Source organism: Paenibacillus sp. R14(2021), from assembly GCF_019431355.1.
Taxonomy (GTDB): Bacteria; Bacillota; Bacilli; order Paenibacillales; family Paenibacillaceae; genus Paenibacillus_Z.
This window is the reverse complement of the sequence record NZ_CP080269.1, coordinates 4127346-4147959: the sequence shown is the minus strand read 5'-3', so window position 1 is coordinate 4147959 and position 20614 is coordinate 4127346. Positions and strand designations below refer to the sequence as shown.

At 50.3% G+C, this 20614-nt stretch carries 17 protein-coding genes and 1 pseudogene; 7 read left to right on the top strand and 11 right to left on the bottom strand.

From position 1 onward, the window contains the following. Positions 1–131: 131 nt before the first annotated feature. Positions 132–3893: a hypothetical protein gene (locus tag KXU80_RS19300; protein ID WP_219834813.1), complete on the bottom strand. Its 3762-nt coding sequence runs from the start codon at positions 3891–3893 to the stop codon at positions 132–134. Positions 3894–4404: 511 nt separating this feature from the next. Here KXU80_RS19300 and KXU80_RS19295 point away from each other — a divergent pair. Both KXU80_RS19295 and KXU80_RS19290 read left to right on the top strand, forming a co-directional pair. Next, positions 4405–5082 carry a helix-turn-helix domain-containing protein gene (locus KXU80_RS19295; protein WP_219834812.1) on the top strand — a complete coding sequence of 226 codons (678 nt, stop codon included), beginning with the start codon at positions 4405–4407 and terminating at the stop codon, positions 5080–5082. 20 nt (positions 5083–5102) lie between these two features. Next, a pseudogene (locus tag KXU80_RS19290) lies at positions 5103–5960 on the top strand (IS3 family transposase); the annotation flags it as partial. Positions 5961–6041: 81 nt separating this feature from the next. On the opposite strand, the gene KXU80_RS19285 reads toward KXU80_RS19290, so the two are convergent. After that, positions 6042–6896 (bottom strand): sulfurtransferase, encoded by an 855-nt coding sequence (locus tag KXU80_RS19285; RefSeq protein ID WP_219834811.1) that lies wholly within the window; start codon positions 6894–6896, stop codon positions 6042–6044. Between the two features lie 191 nt (positions 6897–7087). Here KXU80_RS19285 and KXU80_RS19280 point away from each other — a divergent pair, with 191 nt between their 5' ends. The 3 genes from KXU80_RS19280 to KXU80_RS19270 all read left to right on the top strand — a co-directional run bounded on the left by KXU80_RS19280 (position 7088) and on the right by KXU80_RS19270 (position 8981). Next, positions 7088–7954 carry a hypothetical protein gene (locus KXU80_RS19280; RefSeq protein WP_219834810.1) on the top strand — a complete coding sequence of 289 codons (867 nt, stop codon included), beginning with the start codon at positions 7088–7090 and terminating at the stop codon, positions 7952–7954. Positions 7955–8171: 217 nt separating this feature from the next. Further along, positions 8172–8687, top strand: coding sequence for a GNAT family N-acetyltransferase (locus KXU80_RS19275; RefSeq protein ID WP_219834809.1), 516 nt, complete (start codon positions 8172–8174; stop codon positions 8685–8687). A gap of 90 nt (positions 8688–8777) precedes the next feature. Further along, a complete protein-coding gene (locus tag KXU80_RS19270) occupies positions 8778–8981 on the top strand; it encodes a DUF378 domain-containing protein (RefSeq protein ID WP_219834808.1) in 204 nt (67 codons plus the stop codon). Positions 8982–9055: 74 nt separating this feature from the next. On the opposite strand, the gene KXU80_RS19265 is transcribed toward KXU80_RS19270, so the two are convergent. From KXU80_RS19265 to KXU80_RS19255, 3 genes are all read right to left on the bottom strand, one after another. Then, positions 9056–10273, bottom strand: a complete 1218-nt coding sequence (locus KXU80_RS19265) for an EAL domain-containing protein (protein ID WP_258171064.1) — start codon at positions 10271–10273, stop codon at positions 9056–9058. A 128-nt stretch (positions 10274–10401) separates the two neighbouring features. Then, the gene (locus KXU80_RS19260) at positions 10402–10716 is read right to left on the bottom strand and encodes a 4a-hydroxytetrahydrobiopterin dehydratase (protein ID WP_258171063.1); all 315 of its coding nucleotides are present in this window, start codon (positions 10714–10716) and stop codon (positions 10402–10404) included. A 21-nt stretch (positions 10717–10737) separates the two neighbouring features. After that, positions 10738–11031 carry a hypothetical protein gene (locus KXU80_RS19255; RefSeq protein WP_219834806.1) on the bottom strand — a complete coding sequence of 98 codons (294 nt, stop codon included), beginning with the start codon at positions 11029–11031 and terminating at the stop codon, positions 10738–10740. Positions 11032–11304: 273 nt separating this feature from the next. Here KXU80_RS19255 and motA point away from each other — a divergent pair, with 273 nt between their 5' ends. After that, entirely contained in the window at positions 11305–12105 is an 801-nt protein-coding gene (gene motA, locus KXU80_RS19250) for a flagellar motor stator protein MotA (RefSeq protein ID WP_219834805.1), read from the top strand. Further along, positions 12089–12901: a flagellar motor protein MotB gene (motB, locus tag KXU80_RS19245; RefSeq protein ID WP_219834804.1), complete on the top strand. Its 813-nt coding sequence runs from the start codon at positions 12089–12091 to the stop codon at positions 12899–12901. The genes motA and motB overlap by 17 nt, the downstream gene beginning before the upstream one ends. Positions 12902–13015: 114 nt before the next feature. Here motB and KXU80_RS19240 read toward each other — a convergent pair whose 3' ends face one another. The 6 genes from KXU80_RS19240 to KXU80_RS19215 all read right to left on the bottom strand — a co-directional run bounded on the left by KXU80_RS19240 (position 13016) and on the right by KXU80_RS19215 (position 20501). Continuing rightward, entirely contained in the window at positions 13016–13678 is a 663-nt protein-coding gene (locus KXU80_RS19240; protein ID WP_258171062.1) for an aspartate/glutamate racemase family protein, read from the bottom strand. Between the two features lie 83 nt (positions 13679–13761). After that, positions 13762–15261, bottom strand: a complete 1500-nt coding sequence (locus tag KXU80_RS19235; RefSeq protein ID WP_219834802.1) for a Mur ligase family protein — start codon at positions 15259–15261, stop codon at positions 13762–13764. Between the two features lie 58 nt (positions 15262–15319). Then, positions 15320–16504, bottom strand: coding sequence for a carboxylate--amine ligase (locus tag KXU80_RS19230; RefSeq protein WP_219834801.1), 1185 nt, complete (start codon positions 16502–16504; stop codon positions 15320–15322). A gap of 251 nt (positions 16505–16755) precedes the next feature. Beyond that, positions 16756–17451 carry a 23S rRNA pseudouridine(2604) synthase RluF gene (rluF, locus tag KXU80_RS19225; RefSeq protein WP_219834800.1) on the bottom strand — a complete coding sequence of 232 codons (696 nt, stop codon included), beginning with the start codon at positions 17449–17451 and terminating at the stop codon, positions 16756–16758. 41 nt (positions 17452–17492) lie between these two features. Further along, positions 17493–18191, bottom strand: coding sequence for an NAD(P)H-binding protein (locus tag KXU80_RS19220; RefSeq protein WP_219834799.1), 699 nt, complete (start codon positions 18189–18191; stop codon positions 17493–17495). Between the two features lie 54 nt (positions 18192–18245). Then, positions 18246–20501, bottom strand: a complete 2256-nt coding sequence (locus KXU80_RS19215) for a sensor histidine kinase (RefSeq protein WP_258171061.1) — start codon at positions 20499–20501, stop codon at positions 18246–18248. Positions 20502–20614: the final 113 nt, after the last annotated feature.

Here is a 20614-nt window from a genome sequence, read left to right as displayed (position 1 = left end):
TAATCCAATCACTCCAGCTGGAATATAGCTTCCGTTTTTAGTATCAGTTATTCCCAGCTTTCCGGATAGTTTCGCTTTTGGAGGCAGCTGTTTGGCCTAAGAAAGACTACTAACTAATGGTTATATCTTGTTTAATATACGCCAATACCATGTTCGTCTTCTCTTCGCTTCTCAGTTTGTATCGATTTTGTAAAGTATTCAATTAATTCTCTCGCCCAAATTGCTACTTCAGCTAAACGATGATCGTGCAACTGCCTTAAAATTTCAATTGCTTGCTCATAGTATGGAATTATTGACCCGCTCCATCCGCTTGGGGTCAATTTTCGATAAATATTCATCAAAATTTTCCTGTTTGTCCCATAATTATTAAACAAGAACTCAGCAATAGACGTAAAATGTTTATCAGAGCTATATACAGGTATGATATTTGAAAGAATTAGTGCTTTATCGAGAGAATCACACCATCTAATTAAATAATCATCAGGTATTAATGAGATATACCCACTACTGGCAATATCGAAATCTACACTTGACTCTAAGAGGTGAAAAATCTCGTAACTAATTCTGTAATCTCGATCCTCAAGTAAGGTATTGCTAAGAAACGGCCATAAAATAATGAAGTGCTGCTCGAATAATATTACTAATACTTCTTTAATAGATATATTTAGATCTAGACTTCGTTTGGTATCTGAGACAGCCTCAATAATTTCAGAAATAAGAAATATTATGAAGTCTTCATCATGCTGTTCACTTTTAAGAATTAGAACACAAACGCTCTCCCAAATATGAAGATCAAGATAATTATTAGTTAATAGACATGGTAGTGTAATTATTTGTTTAAACATATTAGTCCAAGATTTTTGGAGCTCATGCTCTTGGAACGTATGCATGTATAGAAGATTAATAGCTACTGCGTGGCCATCCAAATTGTAATTCAAAAGTTGATCTAAAAACCATTTCATATCATCATAATCAAGGTGGTCCAATGCACCTCCATATTTTAAAGTTAGCAGGTCATGTACTGGAATTTTATCATCCTCAACATATTTCAGTAAACGTTCTAAATCAGGCTTTGTGGGCGTTAACACTCGAATAATGTTTAATATCTCTTTGTGTAAAGATAAATCCTGTAGCCTCACTAGAGTTTGATCTACCATCTTTGGATCTCGCAATTTTAACGTTTGCAGGAACCCACCTAGCACTATAGAGTTTGCAGTACTTGTTAATCTGGCGATACTGTTACAAGCGGCCTCTATGAAAATTTGTGGTGAATTAATTGTTTCTCCGAGAGTTCGTCCAAATACAAATCCCTGTCGCTGCTCACCATGGAATAATACATCAATATGCGTGACAAGACTTTCGATGTCAGATGATATTTTTTTTGCAAAATTAATAGCAGCAATAGCAGCCACATCTTCATAGTTTCCTTGATCATTCTTTTCGTGATGCCATGGCGGGACACTAACAAGAAGCATTAATTGATCGCTAATTTTATCGGGTTGGAGGAGATCAATCCAACTTCTTATTCGATCTAAAATCGCTGGCGGCATTTTATTACCTTCAAAACGTAAACTATCCTGAACTGCACTTAAAGCTTCAGGCCAAAGTGGACCTCGACGTGAACAGATAGTTATAATACAACTTTCAACTTCCTCAACCCTACCCACACTCAGGAGTCCCCTAATACGGCTTGCAATGAGATCTTTTGTATAATCAGCTAATTCATCATCTGAACCCACTATTTGTACTAATCTCTGTAAACATTCTCTCCAATATTCGAATATTTCTTCCCATGTGCTAGGTCTATATTCCTCTTGTGCAGGTCTGCTCCCTTGAAGTTCTGGACCTGACATTCTGGAAAAATGTCCATGTTGTAATGCGCTGCTTAATGCTTGAATGCACATCTTTTTTTTCTCAACACATCCCGTGTCAATATTATAGTCTATGAGTAATACTCTTGATTTTAAGTTTGCTTGTGTGCCCGATAAGGTAAAATGGAATAGTTGCTTGAATAGTCCTGTTGCATTATTTCCCCATGTCTCGTTTTCAGCCGCAGCTAATGAACACAGAATGGAAGCTGCAACTAAAAATGTCTCTTCCCAAAAACATAACATTTCTAATGATCGAACGAGATCTCGACGCACTTTATATTTAATTTCTAACAATTCTTCTCTAGACATTGTACCGAACACTCTATTTAATGCTTCAACTGCCGCTTTAGGGTTCACTTCAACAAATGAGCGAAAGAGTCGTAAACCCTTTTCAGTAGTTAAAACTTCCGCTTGGCCAAAAGGGGCATGGGCACCACACAAATCTTCTGTCAATTTTTGCGCCTCAGGTAAGAAGTCTAATTTTGATAACTGTTTACACAGAGCATCATCTTGACCGTTAGGGAAATCTTCTAATATCACCGCTCTAGCCCTTTCTGGGGAACAGTTCGTCCACCAGTCAGCTGCAAGTCTAATTGCAAGAGGTCTTGGAGTAACACGAACAAATCTTCCACGAACATCTAGGATTCCACGCTGTATAAAGTACCTTGTCTTTTCATAAAATACATCTTTATCAATACAACATATTTTTTCTGCTGCAAATATTCTCTGCTCAGCTTTATCCTCACTATAGCCCAATATCTCAAATAACGAACAAGTAGTAATGGCCTTGTAAGCTACAGGATCTTCATGGTTTCTGCCCCACAGTAATTTCTTTAATATTTCGTCATTTTGAAGACTACCGAGTTGTGATGAAAAGTTAATACGTGCTTCAGCAAGTAATACAGCCATTTGTGGAAAGCCTTGTGCAAAGTCAGCTATTCTATCAATATCAGGCTTAGGTAGGCCCTGATAGGCCTGTTCAAGTATTCCCTTTATGACCGAATCAGAAACAGGATCTATTTCTATATAAGGGCATGTATCGTGCTTGTCTGGATTGAAATCTAAAGTTAACAACGATAATTTACTGTTGGTATGTTCTACTTCGTCTCGCAAACGTTTATGCAAAGAAGGTTCACAGTTATCAACAATAAGAATACCTTTGATATTATTATCTACCCATGAAGAAACCATACCTGGTAGCGTAGAAGGCGAGCTTGCAGCATCCACATAGATCATCTGGTCACTAATACTTTGTTGTAAGATATTTTCTTTATCAGTTGGTGAGCGGAATGCTTCAAAGGCTAAACGTGTTTTCCCTAGTCCTGATAAACCAACAATACGTGCTACCTCTCTTGGAGCACGGAAATGGTTCTGTATTTGTTCAATGTATTGAGCTAGTTTCTCATCCAATACATATTCATAACGGTTATCTTGATAACCTTGCCATTTACTCCAGGTCCTAAAGCCAAGTGGTGTTGCTTTTCCAAGTATGTTCGCAACAAATACAATGGCAGAAATATGCTGATTCACCCATAAGGCAATGTTGTTAGCATCATACAGTTCTATTGATGCACTCTCTGCGTAAGTTTCACCTGTTGTTCTGATTGCTTCACGGAAAGCATTAATTCTCCTGGATTTCATTGCAGGTCCACAATTTCTACCATAAAAAAGCACGTACGTACCGTTAGCATCAAACGCTTCCTTCACTTTAGACTTTAATCTGGTGCTGTTTTGTAAAATTTCGCTTTTACAGTCAGAAGGAGACATGTCTGTTGCTTTGCATTGGAATAACGTAATTCGGTTAGGAATCCAATCTGTTCTGTCCACACCTTCTTGCCATTCAACTCTTCCGTCCTCTCCTTCATCACTCACTGTAATTTTCAGAGATACATTAATAGCTGAAAGTGGAATTCCAGTAGAGTTTACCTCTAGTACCAACAGTACCTGAAGAAGGTTCGTTAATTGGAGGTCGCTTAATTGCTCAATATCTTGATATGTTATCTTAAAAAATTGCGTACTCATGACTTTCTCCTTTAAAATATTAGTATTAAGTACCGACCTTGAGCTATTAATTGATAAATAGCGTCTATCGATAGGTAATTCTGCAATTACACTGGAAAATCCTCTCACAAATCGACATATTACTCGATGTCTTTCAAAATCTAGAATTAAAAACCAATCTCTTATTGTAATCTTTCTTAGCTAGGGAAACTGTTGACTCCATGTTGATTCAAATTCTACGCGCTCAGCGTGTTGACCAAAATACGAAAGTACTAAAATTGTTAGAGGATGACATCCAATTTGAAACAATTCAAAAAATTATATTAGCAGCGATAGGAAGCTGCTGACTATAAAGTGTCTGTTCAAAGTTCACTCGATTCTTCTCCGTACTGAAATTACATACAGCAACTGATTGTTGATTCTGTGTTGATTTCACAATAAAAAATACAGAGCACAGGAGGTAATTCTGATATGCTCCCCATACGGTGGACAGGTGAAATAATAAAACCTGTTACTGTAAGGGGAGCTTTTTATGTCGAGAGGAAAATATAGCGCACTTGAGAAACTCGCGATTCTCGAGGAAGTTTCGAAAGGGGAACTGGGTTTCTTAGCCGCAACAAAAAAATATAGTATCAATAAAACGTCGTTAATGAAATGGCAGCGTCGCTACAAGCTCTATGGCTTTGAAGGGCTCGAGCGCCGTACACATAATCGAAGTTATAGCGCTGAACTGAAGCTTCAAGCGGTGGCGGAATTCCTTGAGGGGAAGCTTTCTAAGTACCAGATTATCGATAAATACAAGATTGCGAGCACAACTCAGCTTTCCGACTGGATTCATAAGTATAATGGTCATAGCAGCTTAAAAGCCTACAAAGGAGAAGCGAATGCTATGACAAAGGGTCGCGCGACAACGTGGCAGGAACGAATCGACATCGTCCAGTATTGCTTGACCAATCAGCATGACTATCATAAGACCGCAGGAGAATTTCAAGTCTCTTATCAGCAGGTATACCAGTGGGTAAAGAAATTCGAGGATGGCAGTCATGATGCATTACAGGATGGCCGTGGGAGAAAGAAAGCGGCTGAAGAATTAACGGAGGCGGAACTCCACAAACTCGAATTGAAGAAGATGGAATATGAAATGGAACGGCTTCGGGCGGAGAATGCGTTCTTAAAAAAGTTACGGGAACTCCAAAGGAGGCGAAATTAAGCCAGCACCGTCAAGAGAATAACTATTCGGCTATTCAAGCGCTTCGTGAAGAAGCGTCGTTTAGCGTTCAGCTTCTGTGCGAGATCGCAGGAATTGCACGTTCTAGTTACTACGGGTGGTTAAATCACACACCCGGTCCTCGTGAGCAAGAGAATGAGCAGCTGACGACGGTCATGATGAGTATCTATGAGCGAGTAGAGCGTGTCTTTGGATACCGTCAACTCACTTTGCACATGCGCAGACAAACGGGGAAAACCATTAACCATAAGCGTGTGGAGCGACTAATGAGGGTTAAGGGAATCCAGTCCGTTATCCGGAGAAAGAGAAAGATCTATGCCAACGTCACTCCCCAACAGGTGGCCGAGAATGTACTAAATCGCAAATTCGATGCTGATGCTCCGAATGAAAAGTGGCTCACCGATGTAACGGAATTCAAGTACGGTAACGGTCAGAAAGCGTATTTGAGCGCAATTCTCGACCTTCATGATAAATCCATCGTCTCCTATGTCCTGGGGCGTTCTAATAACAATCCACTGGTGTTCGATACGCTAAAACGAGCCATGCAAGCTGCTCCCGGAAGCAGCCCTCTGCTCCACAGCGACCGAGGTTTCCAGTACACCTCTTTGAGTTTCAAAGCGCTCTTAGACGACCACAACATGGTCCAAAGTATGTCCAGAGTGGGACGGTGCATCGATAACGGTCCAATGGAATCGTTCTGGGGGACGCTCAAATGTGAGAAGTATTATTTGCATACATACCTTACATTCGAGGAGCTTGAACGAGATATTGAACGGTACATCCACTTTTACAATAACGACCGATTACAAGCAAAACTAAACGGCCTTAGTCCGATGGAGTACCGGGCAAAGGCCGCCTAATAACTTTATATTATTTCCACTGTCTACTTGACGGGGGGCAGTTCATTCTCCTCATGCTCTGTATCTAGTATCAATATACTGCTATACGTGGCTAGGCTTCTCTTCATCCCCGGTTCCAATCGGATTCCCCTCATACGAAATCCAGTCACTCCAACTCCCCGCATACAGCCTTACCTTACTAAACCCCGCTTCCTCCAGCGCCAGCACATTCGGACATGCCGTCACGCCGGACCCGCAGTACACGATCGTCTCCCGCTCCTTGTCCAGCCCCTCGAACCGTGCCTCCTGCTCTTCGGCACCCTTCCACTTGCCGTCCGCGCCGCGGCCTTCCGCCCAGAAGCGGTTCAGCGCGCCCGGGATATGCCCCGCCACGCGGTCGATCGGCTCCAACTCGCCGCGGTAGCGTGCGCCTTCGCGCGAATCGATCAGCGTCACGCGATCCTTGCCGATGTTTTCGCGCACTTCGTCCATCTCCACGAGCATGTTATGCTGCACCGTCGCGAAGAACGGCGCCGGGATCAGCACCCGCTGCTCCGCGTTGACCGGGAATCCGGCCTTCTCCCAGGCCGTGAAGCCTTCATCGAGCACATAGACCGCTTCATGGCCGAGGTACTTCAGGAGCCACCACAGGCGCGAAGCCATCGCACCGCCTTGGTCGTCATAAGCAACCACGCGCGTCTCGTTGCCGATACCGACGCGACTCAGTACACCCGTCAGCTGCGCGATGTCCGGCAGCGGGTGGCGTCCGCCGTGCTCCTCGATCGGCGCGGACAGATCCTTTTCCAAGTCCAAGTACACCGCTCCGGGAATATGGGAAGTTTCGTATGCCTCGCGGCCGGCAGTCGGTTTACCTAATTGGAACCGGCAGTCGACAATCACGATGTCGGACTCGTACATGCGGGCCAGCAGCCATTTTAGCGATACAATATTGTTCATCTATTTTCATCCGCCTCTCGAATTCGTAATCCTATAGCTGAATTATACACCATTCCGGGGACAAGGTTGAACCCGCTTCTCCCCCGCGCCCTTTACAAACCCTCTATGCCGCGCTAATCGCACGCTAACACAGATTCTCTACCATACAGAATGGACAACCTATTCCACATTATCCCAGAGGAGATGAATTCATGTTATTCAAACGTTTAATCGGCACAGCCACACTCGCCGTCACGCTCGGCGCGACTCTGCTTACGGGAACGAGCGTCCATCCGACGCCCGCTCACGCCGCAGGCAACATGGTACCGGATTACGAAGTGAAGCTGCTGATGAATCCAAGCACGGTACTCGGCTCAGATTTCAAGCTGACCAGCACGGTGCTGAGCACGTTCGCCATGCCGACGACGGTGACGAAGATGAACGTTGCTTTCCTCGACACGAATGCCAAGGACATCTACAACAACGGCTGGAGCCCACGCATCCGCAAGACCGAAGGCGAATCCGACTTCGAGCTCAGCTACAAGAAACGCTATGCGATCACGAACAACGATATTAACGCCGCGCTGACGCAAGCGAACAACGAAGGCTTCGACTCCGGCGATACGAGCTATGAAGCACAGGTCGAGTGGGGCTACCAGAAGAAGACGCTCAGCATCACGCGCACGAAGAGCGGCAGCAAATCCGGCTACAGCGGCATGGATCTCCCGTCGATCAGCGACGCCCGCAGCCTGATGATCAACAACGCGCCGGACAAGTTCAATAACTGGCTCGGCAGCAACTGGGGCACGACCACGCTCGCAAGCTCCCGCTACTATGGACCTGTACTGGCCAAACGTTCTGTCGGCACCTGGAGCGGCATGCAGCTCTATATCGAAGTATGGCCGATCAAGAACGCGGCAGGCACCGGCACGGAATACGTCGTCGAAGCCTCGTTCAAGACGACCAGCCAAGCGACCGCTTCGGCCAAGCATGACGAGCTGATCACGTTCCTCCAGAGCAAAGGCTGGTTCCTGGCGCAGGATTCCCTCAAGACGCAGCTCATCATGGACCGCTACTAATTCGGACGCATCCTCCGCATCAACTCCAAAAAAACGGGCTTCGGCGCTCACCGCCAAGCCCGTTTTTTCGTCTGATCGCACACCGTTCCGCATCGCTTTCGCCGCGCCGACGGATTTGATAGTATAAAGGGACTACCTATTCGCCGAAAGCCTGCACGTCTGCATGCCTGTATGCGCGTCGGTCCAAATCATCGCACACCAAGGAGCAACGGCATCCATGACCAATCCCGCCTCAACGACAAAGCTTAATCCCTTTACCGTCGGTCCGCTGTCGGAGCAGCTTGCCGAGGAGCTGACCGGCTGGCGCTACGAGCCGCCGTTTGATTTCTACAACTGGACCACGTGGCAGGTCATGCTGCAGCTCGGCATCGAATTCGGCGATGCCGATGTCCGCGAGCGGCAGTACGTCGCACTCACGGGCGACAACGGGGCGCTTGCCGGCTTCGCGCAGTTCTTCCCGCTCCTCGGCGTGACGCGAATCGGCCTTGGCCTTCGTCCGGACCTATGCGGTCAAGGGCTTGGACTCCCGCTCGTGCAGGCCATCGTCGCGGAGGCGATCCGAAGAGCCCCAGGCGACGAGATCGACCTGGAGGTTCATACGTGGAACGGCCGCGCCATCCGCACCTATGAGCGGGCAGGCTTCGTCATCACGGACACCTATGCGAAGCAGACGCCGTCTGGCAGCGTTAATGTGCACTGCATGAGCTACCAGGGCAACAACCCAAGCCAGTAGCCGCTCACAAACAATCTCGTGCTAAAATCCATCCACCCCGCATATCCGTAATAGTGTCATGCGTCACTATCGACAAGGAGGCGGGTCCAAATGAAAGCTTTGAATATCGTCAGCTTATTGATTCTCATTCTGGGCGGGTTGAATTGGCTTGTTGTGGGGCTGTTTGAGTATGATGTCGTATCGGAGGTTTTTGACGGTTCGGATTCCGTAGGCGCCAAAATCGTGTACATTATCGTCGGTCTCTCGGCACTTTACAGCCTCTCCTTCTTCTCCAAAGTAGCAGCCGACGAGTAAGACATTCACCTATTGGGTTGCAAGAGCTCACCGGACGGCGCGAGACACGCGCACCGGCGGGCTCTTTTTTACGTTCAGCGCTCCCCGCTCAGCTCCGCCACGTCGAGGAATAAGATATATCGCTCCCCCACCGACACCGACACCGTGCGGATGCGGTCGAAGGAATCCAGATCCGTATACGTCTGCGACACGATTGCGCGCGTCCGATCCACAAGCTGCGTGGAGATCGGGATAAAATAAGGCCGCCAACTCCAGTTATGTCCTCTGAATTCCGGCTGCCTGAGCCACTCGCCTTGGCTTCGCTGCTGGTAGTTGGAGCTGAGCTGAATCCCGTCGGCGCTGCACATATAAACCCGAATGCACGAAGACTCCATAAGGTCAGGCAGCAGACGCTCGATGAAGTGATCGCCGCAGACGCCTCCGTCCGCTTCCTCCCAGGCCGCCTCCACGGCCTCTGTAAACTTAGCCGCTTCCGCGCTCCAATGCCGCTCCACCTGCTGCATCCGCATCCGCCGCTGGTCAAGTCCGCTCTCGATCAGCGAAGCGAAGCTGCCGGGCGGCCTGAACTCCGCCTCCGCCGGCGCGAACAGATAGCCCTGCACGTAACGCGCGCCGATCTCGATGGCCCGCTGCAGGTCTTGCTCCGTCTCAACGCCCTCCACGAGCAGCGATGCGCCGATCTGATCGGCCAGCATGGAGAAGGAGCGCATTACGCCGTAATAGCCGCTGTGCCGCTCGCTTCGCTGCAGCATGTGAATATCGATCTTCAGAATGTGCGGCTGGATCTGCGCGATCCGGTCCATGTTGCTGAACCCGCTCCCCACATCGTCTATGGCAATGAGACACCCTTGGTTCCGATACAAATCAACAACCGCGCGCAGCTGTTCCATCGGCTCCAGGAACGACTCCTCGGTAATCTCGATGACAATCCGCCGGGGATCGATATTATACTTATCCATCAGCTGCAGCGTTGGCAGCTCTCCGGTCATCGCGTACGTCTGGAAGATCCATGACGGCTTCAGGTTGATGAACAGCATGCCGGATGCCGGATCGCTTCCCGAGAACTTAGCGAAAGCCATCTCCCGCAGATGCCGATCGACTCGGATCTGCTCGTGCATCGGCACCGTCTTGTCCGCGAAGAAGGGGCCGACGCTTCGCACGCCCTGGCTCGTCCGCATGCGCCCAAGCGCTTCGTACCCCATGATGCGCCTGGTATCCAGAGCGAGGATCGGCTGATAATAGGGCACGAGCGTGCTCATCCTATCCTCCTGCATGTTGGTTGCTTCACTCATCGGTGTGTCTCCTCGACTTGGCATTATGTTATATTTTCTGACATGAGCTGATTCTACCTATTGTAAAATAGCCGTAAAGCCTTGTAAAGCCCTCCCTCCCGCAGATCTGTTCATCAAAAAAACGCCGATCACCCGTTTCCGGTAATCGACGCTTTGTACGTATCGTTATAGCGCTGCGCAGACTGCATATCCAGCTCCGTCAAGCCGCCTGAGTGCCAAGTCGTCAAGCGCAGCGTCACTTTCTTGTAATCGATCGCGATGAAGGGATGATGGTTCAGCTCCTCTGCGATTTCGGCGATTTGGCCGACGAATGCGATGGCGTCAGGAAAGGTAACAAACCGGTAGCTGCCCTGCATCCATTTCTCATCCTGCCGTGTCCAGCCTTCCAGCATCGCGATGGCATCATCCACGGCTTCAAGCGTCATTTTCACCAGCTTCGCCACTCCGGTTCCCTCCCTCTTCCATTAGATCAAGCGGATAATCCGGCTTTCCTTCTCGTCGACCGACACCTCGATACAGTGATGCTTCGGCCTATACGTCACGACACCCTGGCCCACATGAATGACGGGGTCCTCCCCAAGGGCGTAGAACACATCGTCTGCCAGTGCTTCCATCAGCTCCAGCTGCTGCTGCCGCTCCAGCTCCTCCCAATCCGCCGTCTCCATTTCGAAGAACAGATAGCCGTCGCCGATCGAGAACATTGCCTCTTTCAGCTCTCCTAGAATCTCCTCATACTCTCTTGCATGCTTCACGCCCATGGCCCGATGCCTTCCTTTCCGCTTCTAATTCAGCTCTATGCTCACTATTCTACACGAAAACAGATTAAAACTCCTAAAACATCCATTTTGCTCTAATCTACAGCCCCTTTCTGACGATAATAAATAGAGGTAGAGTTGTCGAATTCATGTGCATTTTGTCATTTCGTCATTGCAGCACATCGGAATAGTCAGTCGCAATCTCACGCTCCTTGGGCTTGAACGGCGAATCCCGGTTCCCTATAGTCCTTATCAATCATTTAGACGAGGTGTATCATGGAAAAATCTACTGTTATTGGAATTGCGCTCGGACTTGTGGCCGTTCTGCTCGGAATGACGCTGAAGCATGCACCGATCGAGAGTTTGCTTAACCCGGCAGCTTTTACCATCATTATGGTCGGCACGGCGGCATCCTTATTCATCGGTTTCCCGCTTCATGAACTCAAGAAATTCCCAAAATTGATCAAAATGATTTTCGTCGTACAGAAAATGCTGCCCCGCGAAGAAGTCATTGCCCTCTTCATGGAATGGGCGTCCATTACGCGCCGCGAAGGCTTGCTCGCCCTGGAATCCAAGGTAGACGATGTACAAGATACGTTCCTCCGCAACGGCTTGCGCATGATTATAGACGGCAACGACCAAGATCTTGTTCGCGACGTTCTGCTTGAGGATATCGCCGCCACCGAGGAGCGCCACCGCGCCGGCGCGCTGATCTTCTCCCAAGCGGGCATGTATGCGCCGACGCTCGGGGTGCTTGGAGCCGTTATCGGTCTGATCGCCGCGCTTGCCGACATGAGCGATATGGGCAAGCTGGCCCACGCCATCGGTGCCGCATTCGTTGCTACACTTCTAGGTATATTCACCGGCTACGTGTTGTGGCACCCGATCGCCAATAAGCTGAAGCGTCTCTCCAAGAACGAAGTCGAACTGCGCCTCATGATGGTCGAAGGCTTGCTGTCCATTCAATCCGGGGTGTCGACGATTGCCATCAACCAGAAGCTTTCCGTATTCCTGACGCCGACGGAGCGCGTCAAGATGAACCAGAAGGGAGCGGAAGCGGTTGAGCAAAAAGCATAAGAGTGAGCACCACGAGGAGCACGCCGACGAAACCTGGCTTATCCCGTATGCCGATCTGCTGACCCTGCTACTCGCTTTGTTTATCGTGCTGTATGCCATGAGCTCCACGGACTCCAAGAAATTCCAAGACATGAGCGCCGCGTTCAATATCGCGTTCAGCAGCGGCATTGGCGTGCTGGATAATTCATCGGTCGTTCAGGACGGCCAGCAATTCGAGGATACGAACAAGCCGAAGCGCCATGAAGACGAAGAAGATATGCAGAAGAAAGAGCGCCAAGCGCTGATGCAGAAGGAACAGGAAGACCTGGAGAAGCTGAAGAAGCAGGTGGACAAGTACATCCAAACGAATGGCTTGACCACGCAGCTAGACACGAAGCTGAACCAGTCGCAGCTGACCATCACGATCAGCGACAGCTCCCTCTTCGCACCGGGCAGCGCCAAGGTTAAGCCGGAATCGCGCAAGCTGGCCATCGAGATTTCCAACATGCTGACCAAGTACGCGGATTATGAGGTTATCGTCTCCGGTCACACCGATAATGTGCCGATCAACAATACCGAATTCGAATCGAACTGGGAGCTCAGCTCTATGCGGGCGATCCGGTTCATGAATATCCTGCTCGACAACAAGAAGCTCGATCCGAAGCTGTTCAGCAACATCGGCTACGGCGAGTACCACCCAATTGCCGAGAACACCTCGGCCGCTGGACGCTCCAAGAACCGCCGCGTCGAAGTGTCGATCATTCGGAAATACGCGGATGCCTCCAAGGCAGCCAGTATCTCCACGACAACGAAGTAACAATCGGTTGTGGTTGCAAGAAAGCCGTCAGGTCGCCCTGACGGCTTTCTTGTTTTTATTCGCAGCTGTGCAGTGCCAGCCGCCGCTATCTGCGACGGTAAGCGCCTGCTGCAATTATTGGGACAGCTCGATCGACTTCCGCACAAGCACGTCCATCGCGTCAATGCTGACCTGCTTCGTTTCTTCGCTCAGCTTGATGATCGACAGCTCGGTGCAAGCGATAATCGCGCAGTCGCAGCCTTCCTTCGTGACCATATCATGAATGATGCCTTCGAGCTCCGCCGGGTTACTAGGGATGCCGCGCTTAATGTCACGATAGATGATGTTCATCACCTGCTGCTGCACATCCTGATCCGGCTCATGCGGGACCATGCCGAGGCGGCGGGCAGACTCGCTGTATATCCCGCTGCGAAGCGTGCCGTTCGTCGCCAGAATGCCGATCTTGCAGCCGCTGCCGAACGTCTCGCGAATCGCCTTCATCGATTCCTCGACCATATCGATGATCGGAATCGACGTCATGGCCTGCATGTCTTGAATATAATAATGTGCCGTATTGCAAGGCATCGCGATATTCGCTACCTCCGCGTATTCCAGCAGCCGAATATCCTTCTCGATTTCCTTCAGGAACAACTCGCCGCTGTTTTCCAAAATGACATGGGTCCGATCCGGTAAAGAGGCATGATTCAGGATAACCATGTCGATATGGTCTTGATCCCTGTCAGCCGCCGTGCTCTCGATAATCTGATCGATAAATACGGACGTTGCTTTCGGGCCCATTCCGCCCAGAACACCTAACCGTTTACGCTCCATTATCCAACCTACTTTATATGAAATAATCGTTCGTCTTTAACCAGCGTCTCTTAGTTGTCCTTGTTTGCAGTCTGTTGATCCAGCAGTCCAAGCGCGACCTCTGCGCCGGGGTCCATGCCTTGGCAGCCTGCGAGCAGCACCAGGTCGCCTTGATCCGCCTTCGTCAGCGCATCCTGAATGGCGTCCGGCAGCTCTGCATACAGCCTCACTTCGATGCCCGCTTCGTTCATAACCTCCATGAACACGTCGACTTCTTCATCGGTAACGATGTTATGCCTGTTCACATGTGACTGGCTGCGAGTGGCGATAATCTCGTGCAGCTCCAGCTTGGTCATCCACTTCACGATCGCTTCCGCGTTCTCCCGGTTAATGATCGGGCCGCGGGAGCCGCGAATCGCATACACCAGGTGGAACTTCTCGTAATCCATATAGCGCAGCGTCTCCAGCGTCACGTCAATGTTACCCGGATTCGCAAAATGATCGTCGATCATGATGAATCCATCCTCATGGATGAACTGGAATCGGCGTTCCACGCCGCCGAACGTGCGCAGCGTCTCTTGAATCGTCGCGATCGGTACCCCGCACAGCAGCGCAATCGCAATGGCCGCCATCGAATTATAGACGGAATGCAGCCCCGGAATGCGCAGCTCCACGTTGAACTCGCTCGGCGAGTATTGAATGCCGCCCGCTTCGAAGGGCTTCATGATTTCAACCGTGAATTTGGCCCGGCCTGTGGACAGGTCCAAGTTCTTGCAGTAAAGCGTACCTTCCGCGCTCTTCAAGCCGAACGTAATCACCTTCGCCCGCGTCTGCGTGGTAAGTGAAGCCGCATAGTCATCGTCCAGATTCAAGACGGCATAGCTCTTCTCGCTTGCCCCTCTGATCAGGCTGGCTTTGGCTTCAAAATACTGCTCGAACGTCCCGTGCGAATCGATATGCTCGCGGCTCAGGTTGTTGAAGCAGACGATGTCGTACCCAACCGTCTCCACGCGGTGAGATTCCAGCGCAGCCGAGGATACCTCCATGCTGACATGGGATACGCCCCGGTCCAGCATCTGCTTCAGATACGACTGCAGGTCCAGCGACTCCGGCGTCGTCAGCTCAGACGGAATACGCTCGTCGTCGATTTTGATGATGACCGTGCCGATCATGCCTGTTTTGAGACCATGCTGCTCTAGAATGGCATTGGTCATGTACGTGGTACTCGTCTTGCCATTGGTCGCGGTAATGCCGATCATCTTCATCTGCTCGGATGGATGCCCGTAGAAGGCGCTGGCCAGCTGCGCAAGCGCAATCCGGCTGTTCGGCACGACGAACTGCGGCACCGCGATATTCGGCTGGACCCGCTCCACAATGGCAGCGATGGCGCCCCGGGATACCGCATCGCCAAGATACTTGTGGCCATCCGTGCTGTAGCCTGTGATGCATACGAACAGATCGCCCTGCGTGACTTTCTGCGAATGATAAGAAATGCCGGCTATCGTTAGATCCTCGGCATGAATAGGTTCAATAATCGTTGTCGCTTGTAGAAGCTCCTGCAATTTCGTCATAGCTCTGGTCCTTTCTGCGAGCATGCAGCGTTCTTGAACGCCTGCATCGTCCTTGTGCCTAACGTCTCGTGAATCTGCCCAGCGCTTTGCCTGCAATCATACCGAAGAAGGCGAACGCCGGCTTCGGGTCTTTCCAATCCCAGATGGCGGGCGCTTTGGGCTTGAAGTACGACGCGATGACTTGTCCCACGGTCAGCTGACCGGTGCGAATATACCCTCTAACCGCCATTAGATCCTCGTACGCGTACCAGAATACGAGACCTGTATCCTTCTTCACCGCATGCGGCGGCAGGGGCGAGCCCGTCAGCTCCCGGTATGTGATGTACGGGATATTGACGCCTGAACGGTAGAGCAAATTGTTGAGGTTCGTAATCCGAACGTTAATCTCGATCAGATAGTACTGCCCCGTCTCTGCATCCTTCTTGAACTCGATCTCGGCGAAGCCTTTGAACCCCACTGCCTCGAAGAACTTCGCGCCAAGCTCGTACAGCTCCGGTACATAGCGCTGTCCCGTGTAGACGGATGCGCCGAAATTAATAGGGTACTGGCGGAACTTCTGGCAGGTCACCCAATGCGTAACCTTACTCTCTTGATTCATATAAGCGTCGAACGTATACATATGGTCGTCAAAACCCGGAATGATCCGCTGCACGATGACTTCCAGTCCCGCTTCATGCGAAGCCGCGATCGCCGTCTCCAGCTCCTGCTGGTTGTTCGCCTTGAACAGCTTCTTTCGGAATTTAGCGACAAAAGCAGGCGAATCTACCGGCTTGATAATACAAGGATATTTGATAATCGTATCAATCTTGTTGAAGAAGTCTTCTTCGCCGACGCGCACGGTTTCCGGTACGGCAACGCCGAGCTCTAGCGCAATACGCTGCAGTGTTTCTTTGTTCATAAGCTTCGTGTAGAGGCCCTTCTCCGTTTGCGGAATAAGGTAGCTCTCTCTCAGCTCATCGAGATATTCATCCACGACTTCCACATAATTATCATGACAAGGAATAAGAACCGGCTTCTCGCTCTGCTTGGCCGCATAGTCTTTCAGAAATTGGATGAATCCCTTCGGATCTTCCTTATAATGCGGGGCAACTAGCTGCTCCGAGCAGTATTTGGACTTCACTGCGTAGGTGTTCTTATCGGTATAATCGACTGCAACCGTATGTACCCCATGAACGCCCAAGCAACGGATCGTACTCAAACCTATATAATAATTGCATCCCAATATGACGGCCTTGCTGCTCATGAACAATCGCACATCCCGCTAGACAATATTTTTTGTGAAACCCTCTATGCAAAGTGAGGACAATCCTTTATAATTTTACTTCATGTTTTCTCCCATGGCAAGATGAAACGGCAGTGGCGGCCCTTGGCACCACTGGAAATTTCACCCTATACATGGCGCTGGAACGTGCAAAAAAACCAACATCGCCGTCGACTGCGTCGAACGATGTTGGTTTAGCTGTTATTTCCCGGGAAAAGCAGGGTGGCATCTGATCACTGGTAGTCTAATAGAGCAAACAGCTCGCTCAGCTCTCCCTTAGTCAAGTCGCGCCACTTGCCGTTCGCCAGCTGCCCCAGATGGATGTTCATAATCCGGACGCGCCTTAGCTTCTTGACATTGTAGCCGAACGTTTGGCACATCCGCCGGATTTGGCGGTTCTTGCCTTCCGTCAGTGTTATCCGGAATACCCGGTCGGACTCCTTCTCGACTTTGCAGGGCAGTGTCATCGCGCCGAGAATACGGACGCCTTCGCTCATGGCTTTGAGAAACCGCGGCGTGACGGGACGGTCCACCGTGACTATGTATTCCTTCTCATGCTTGCCCTCCGCGCGGAGAATACGGTTGACGATATCTCCGTCATTCGTGAGCAGAATGAGCCCCTCGGAGTCTTTGTCCAGTCTGCCGATCGGGAAGATACGCTCCTCATGCCCGATGTAGTCGACAATGTTGCCTGCGACTTGAGCCTCGGTCGTGCTTGTGATGCCTACAGGCTTGTTCAACGCGATATACACATGACTCTTCTGCTCGCCGATGGGACGACCGTCTACCCGCACGTCGTCGCCAAGCTCCGCTTGACTGCCGAGCTCCGCCACTGCGCCATTAATCGACACGCGGCCGCTCTCTACGAGTTTATCGGCCTCTCGCCGAGAACAGAAGCCCGTCTCGCTAATAAACTTGTTAATCCTCAACTGACTTGTTCACCCCGCACGGTTACCCTATCTAATATCGGCTAATTTACCGTTATCGCATGGTTCTCATAAATTTTGATGACGGGATCAGGCCCGTCTGTTACAGGTGCTTCAGCCGTTCGTCTCATGAAGGAAGCCACATCCTCCGCCCGAACCGGCCGATACGATCGAAGCGGTCCTTGCATCACGGCCTTCAACACCGGACTCAGCAGTATAGCCAGCTTCTCGCCAAGCCGGAATTCCTCCCGCTTCCCCAGGAGCAGCGATGGACGGACAATATGCAGCTCTCGCAAGCCCAGCTCGCCGAGCAGCGCTTCCATTTCACCCTTCACGCGGTTGTAGAAGATTGAAGACTTTACGCTGGCGCCCATGGCCGAGACGATGATGTACTTCCCTGCTTCGCGTGACTTCGCCCATTCCCCCAGCGCGACCGGATACGCCAGATCGACCTGGCGGAACGCTTCCTGCGTCTTTGCTTTCTTGATGGTCGTACCGAGCGTGCAGAAGACGATGTCTGCTTCCACGTCGGCCAGCGCTTCCTCCAGCCGGTCAAAATCAGCCGTGAGCACGGTCATCTTCGCGCGAGCTGCGGCAGGGACAGAAAGCGTACGAAGCGGTCTTCGAACGAGCACGGTCAGCGTCTTGCAATTATCGTCACCGAGCAATTGCTGGAGCAGCTCGAAACCGACAAGGCCGGTTGCCCCGACAAGCAGCGCGCTGTAGCCATTCGTATCCACCATGCGCTTCACCTCTCATGTATGTATATTGTACATGAAACCGCGAATCCCTGCTTGCTAGGCATCGGAACCGGCTTCTTTCAGCAGCGGGAGAGTAATGATGACGGTCGTACCCACGTCCACCTTGCTCTTGATTTCGAGCGTGCCCTGATGGCTCTGGATGATGCGTTGACTGACCATAATGCCAAGCCCTGTCCCCTTGTCCTTATCGGTATAGAAAGGATCGCCCAGCTTGGCGATCTTCTCCTCGGATATGCCGATACCTTCGTCCATGATGGATATTCGCAGCTGCTGTGCTTCCTGCAGGGACACATCGATCGTAATCATCCCGCCGCTCGGCATCGCTTCCATCGCGTTCTTGAGTACATTGATGAATACCTGCTTCAGTTGATTTTCCTCGCAGGATATTCGGCATTCCTCGTCGCAGAAGTACGCATCAAACACAATATTGCATAAATGCGCTTGGCTGTCCAGAAGCGAAATCACATCTCCTAGTATAAACCGGATATCCTTCTCGACAAACCGTGTCGCCTGCGGCTTCGCTAGAATTAGAAACTCGCCGACGATCAGGTTAATGCGGTCGAGCTCCGACAGCATAATTTCGACATGCCGCGTATTGAGCTTCGACGTTTGCAGCTGCAGCTGCAGAAACCCCCGAAGCGTCGTCAGCGGATTGCGGATCTCGTGCGCGACGCCGGCGGCAAGCTGTCCGACTGTCGTCAGCTTCTCGGATCTGCGAAGCAGCTCCTCCATCTTATTGCGGCTCGTCATGTCGCGCGTAATGCTCGCGATCGCCCGAATCTCACCGTGCTTATCGCGAATCGGAGAGGTCGTAACGCTCACGGATATCCATTCTCCGCTCTTCGTAACACGCAGCGTCTCGCGCGCAGTCAGCAGCTTCCCGGACTTCAAGCATTCCATCTTCTGCTCTTCTTCTTTATCCAGATGCTCCGGAACAAGCGGCAGCGAGCGGCCGAGCGCCTCCTCCGTCTCATAGCCGAACAACTGCTCGAAGGCGCGGTTTACCTGCGTAATTCGGCCATCGAGATCCACGACATGGATGGCATCCGTCGTATGATTAATGAAGGATTCCAAGTATTCTTTCATCGACCGGTTCTCTTCGAATGCCATCTTCAGCTTCGTCATATAGATGCCGAGATTCTTCGACATCGCATTGACCCGCTGCGCCAGCTGTCCCAGCTCATCCTTGCGTTTTACCTCGATGGAACTCTCGAAACGTCCCAATGACACCTCGTTCACCTTCCATAGAATCGAACGAACCGGGCGAAGCAATATATCCGACAGCCAGTAGCTGCAGATCACCACAATAATGAGAAGCACCGTCGATATGAAAACCTGATTCGACCGCTGTTCATCCATCAGCCGCATAAGCGGTTTTTTGTCCATTACCAGCCTGACAACGTAAGGGGTCGGCTCCTTCATCAGGATGAAGCTCTTAATGACGGCGCGACCATTAATCGAGGTATAGCGAATCACGGCCTTACCTCGGAGCGCCTCCGTCACGCTTTGCGCATCATCGTTCAAGTCTTTGAATGAATACGTGCCGAAGGGAACAGGACGCTCCTGCAGCTGCTTGCTGTTAATAATCGAAGGGATACTGATAATCGAATCCTTGTTGAACAGCGCAGGATTGAACCCGGTGATCTCCAGAATCGTCGGATTACCGCTCTTCATTTCGTTCGAGAATTCATTCGTTTGCGCGATTTTGCGATAGTCGCTTAATTGATCGCTTTCCATATAGCATCGAATGATATAATTGCGATTAGCATCGGCGTAGAAGGTTTCTTGTGCAAGGTGGGCGTTCGCCCCCAGCATGGAGACTTCTTCAGGTCCCGCCCAAAATTGGTAGGACGGCTCCTTCTGCGCAGAATTGATCACTTTACGCTCTTGCCAGGTTGAACTTAAGTTGCCTAATTCGGCAGGGTTCGTGGAATAAACGATGTGTAAATCGTTACCGTTTTTCGTTAAGAGGGACATGGTGGGAACGCCTGACAGAGCAGCGGCCTGCGCAAGCTGGGTACTTGTGATATCCTTGATATCAAGGGGGAGCTGACTGGCTGCGGAGAAAGAGGCCATCTTCAATTTGTCGACCAAGACGGACTGAACGAATTCATTCTCCTTCGCATTCTGCATGACATTAGCAGCAATTTGCTGGCTGATCGACATCATGCTCATCTCGACTTCGGATTTCAAATTGATTCGTGTCGAATATTCGTTCAGGATCATATTGAGAATTAACAATATGAATACGATGGTTGAGATCATAAAGGATAGCTTTGTCTTAACCGACAATATGCGACACACCCTTTTTGCACACGAATAGACATCTTATTTGGATCATAACACAACTGTAAAAAAATGAAAGCAATTCCCAACCGCTTGCTTTATCTAATTATTTCGCGTAA

What these genes read in the sequence shown, in the direction of transcription:
- KXU80_RS19300 (WP_219834813.1), bottom strand. Translation starts at nt 3,893, where the DNA reads ATGAGTACGCAATTTTTTAAGATAACATATCAAGATATTGAGCAATTA.
- KXU80_RS19295 (WP_219834812.1), top strand. Translation starts at nt 4,405, where the DNA reads ATGTCGAGAGGAAAATATAGCGCACTTGAGAAACTCGCGATTCTCGAG.
- KXU80_RS19285 (WP_219834811.1), bottom strand. Translation starts at nt 6,896, where the DNA reads ATGAACAATATTGTATCGCTAAAATGGCTGCTGGCCCGCATGTACGAG.
- KXU80_RS19280 (WP_219834810.1), top strand. Translation starts at nt 7,088, where the DNA reads ATGTTATTCAAACGTTTAATCGGCACAGCCACACTCGCCGTCACGCTC.
- KXU80_RS19275 (WP_219834809.1), top strand. Translation starts at nt 8,172, where the DNA reads ATGACCAATCCCGCCTCAACGACAAAGCTTAATCCCTTTACCGTCGGT.
- KXU80_RS19270 (WP_219834808.1), top strand. Translation starts at nt 8,778, where the DNA reads ATGAAAGCTTTGAATATCGTCAGCTTATTGATTCTCATTCTGGGCGGG.
- KXU80_RS19265 (WP_258171064.1), bottom strand. Translation starts at nt 10,273, where the DNA reads ATGAGTGAAGCAACCAACATGCAGGAGGATAGGATGAGCACGCTCGTG.
- KXU80_RS19255 (WP_219834806.1), bottom strand. Translation starts at nt 11,031, where the DNA reads ATGGGCGTGAAGCATGCAAGAGAGTATGAGGAGATTCTAGGAGAGCTG.
- motA (WP_219834805.1), top strand. Translation starts at nt 11,305, where the DNA reads ATGGAAAAATCTACTGTTATTGGAATTGCGCTCGGACTTGTGGCCGTT.
- KXU80_RS19240 (WP_258171062.1), bottom strand. Translation starts at nt 13,678, where the DNA reads ATGGGCCCGAAAGCAACGTCCGTATTTATCGATCAGATTATCGAGAGC.
- KXU80_RS19235 (WP_219834802.1), bottom strand. Translation starts at nt 15,261, where the DNA reads ATGACGAAATTGCAGGAGCTTCTACAAGCGACAACGATTATTGAACCT.
- KXU80_RS19230 (WP_219834801.1), bottom strand. Translation starts at nt 16,504, where the DNA reads ATGAGCAGCAAGGCCGTCATATTGGGATGCAATTATTATATAGGTTTG.
- KXU80_RS19220 (WP_219834799.1), bottom strand. Translation starts at nt 18,191, where the DNA reads ATGGTGGATACGAATGGCTACAGCGCGCTGCTTGTCGGGGCAACCGGC.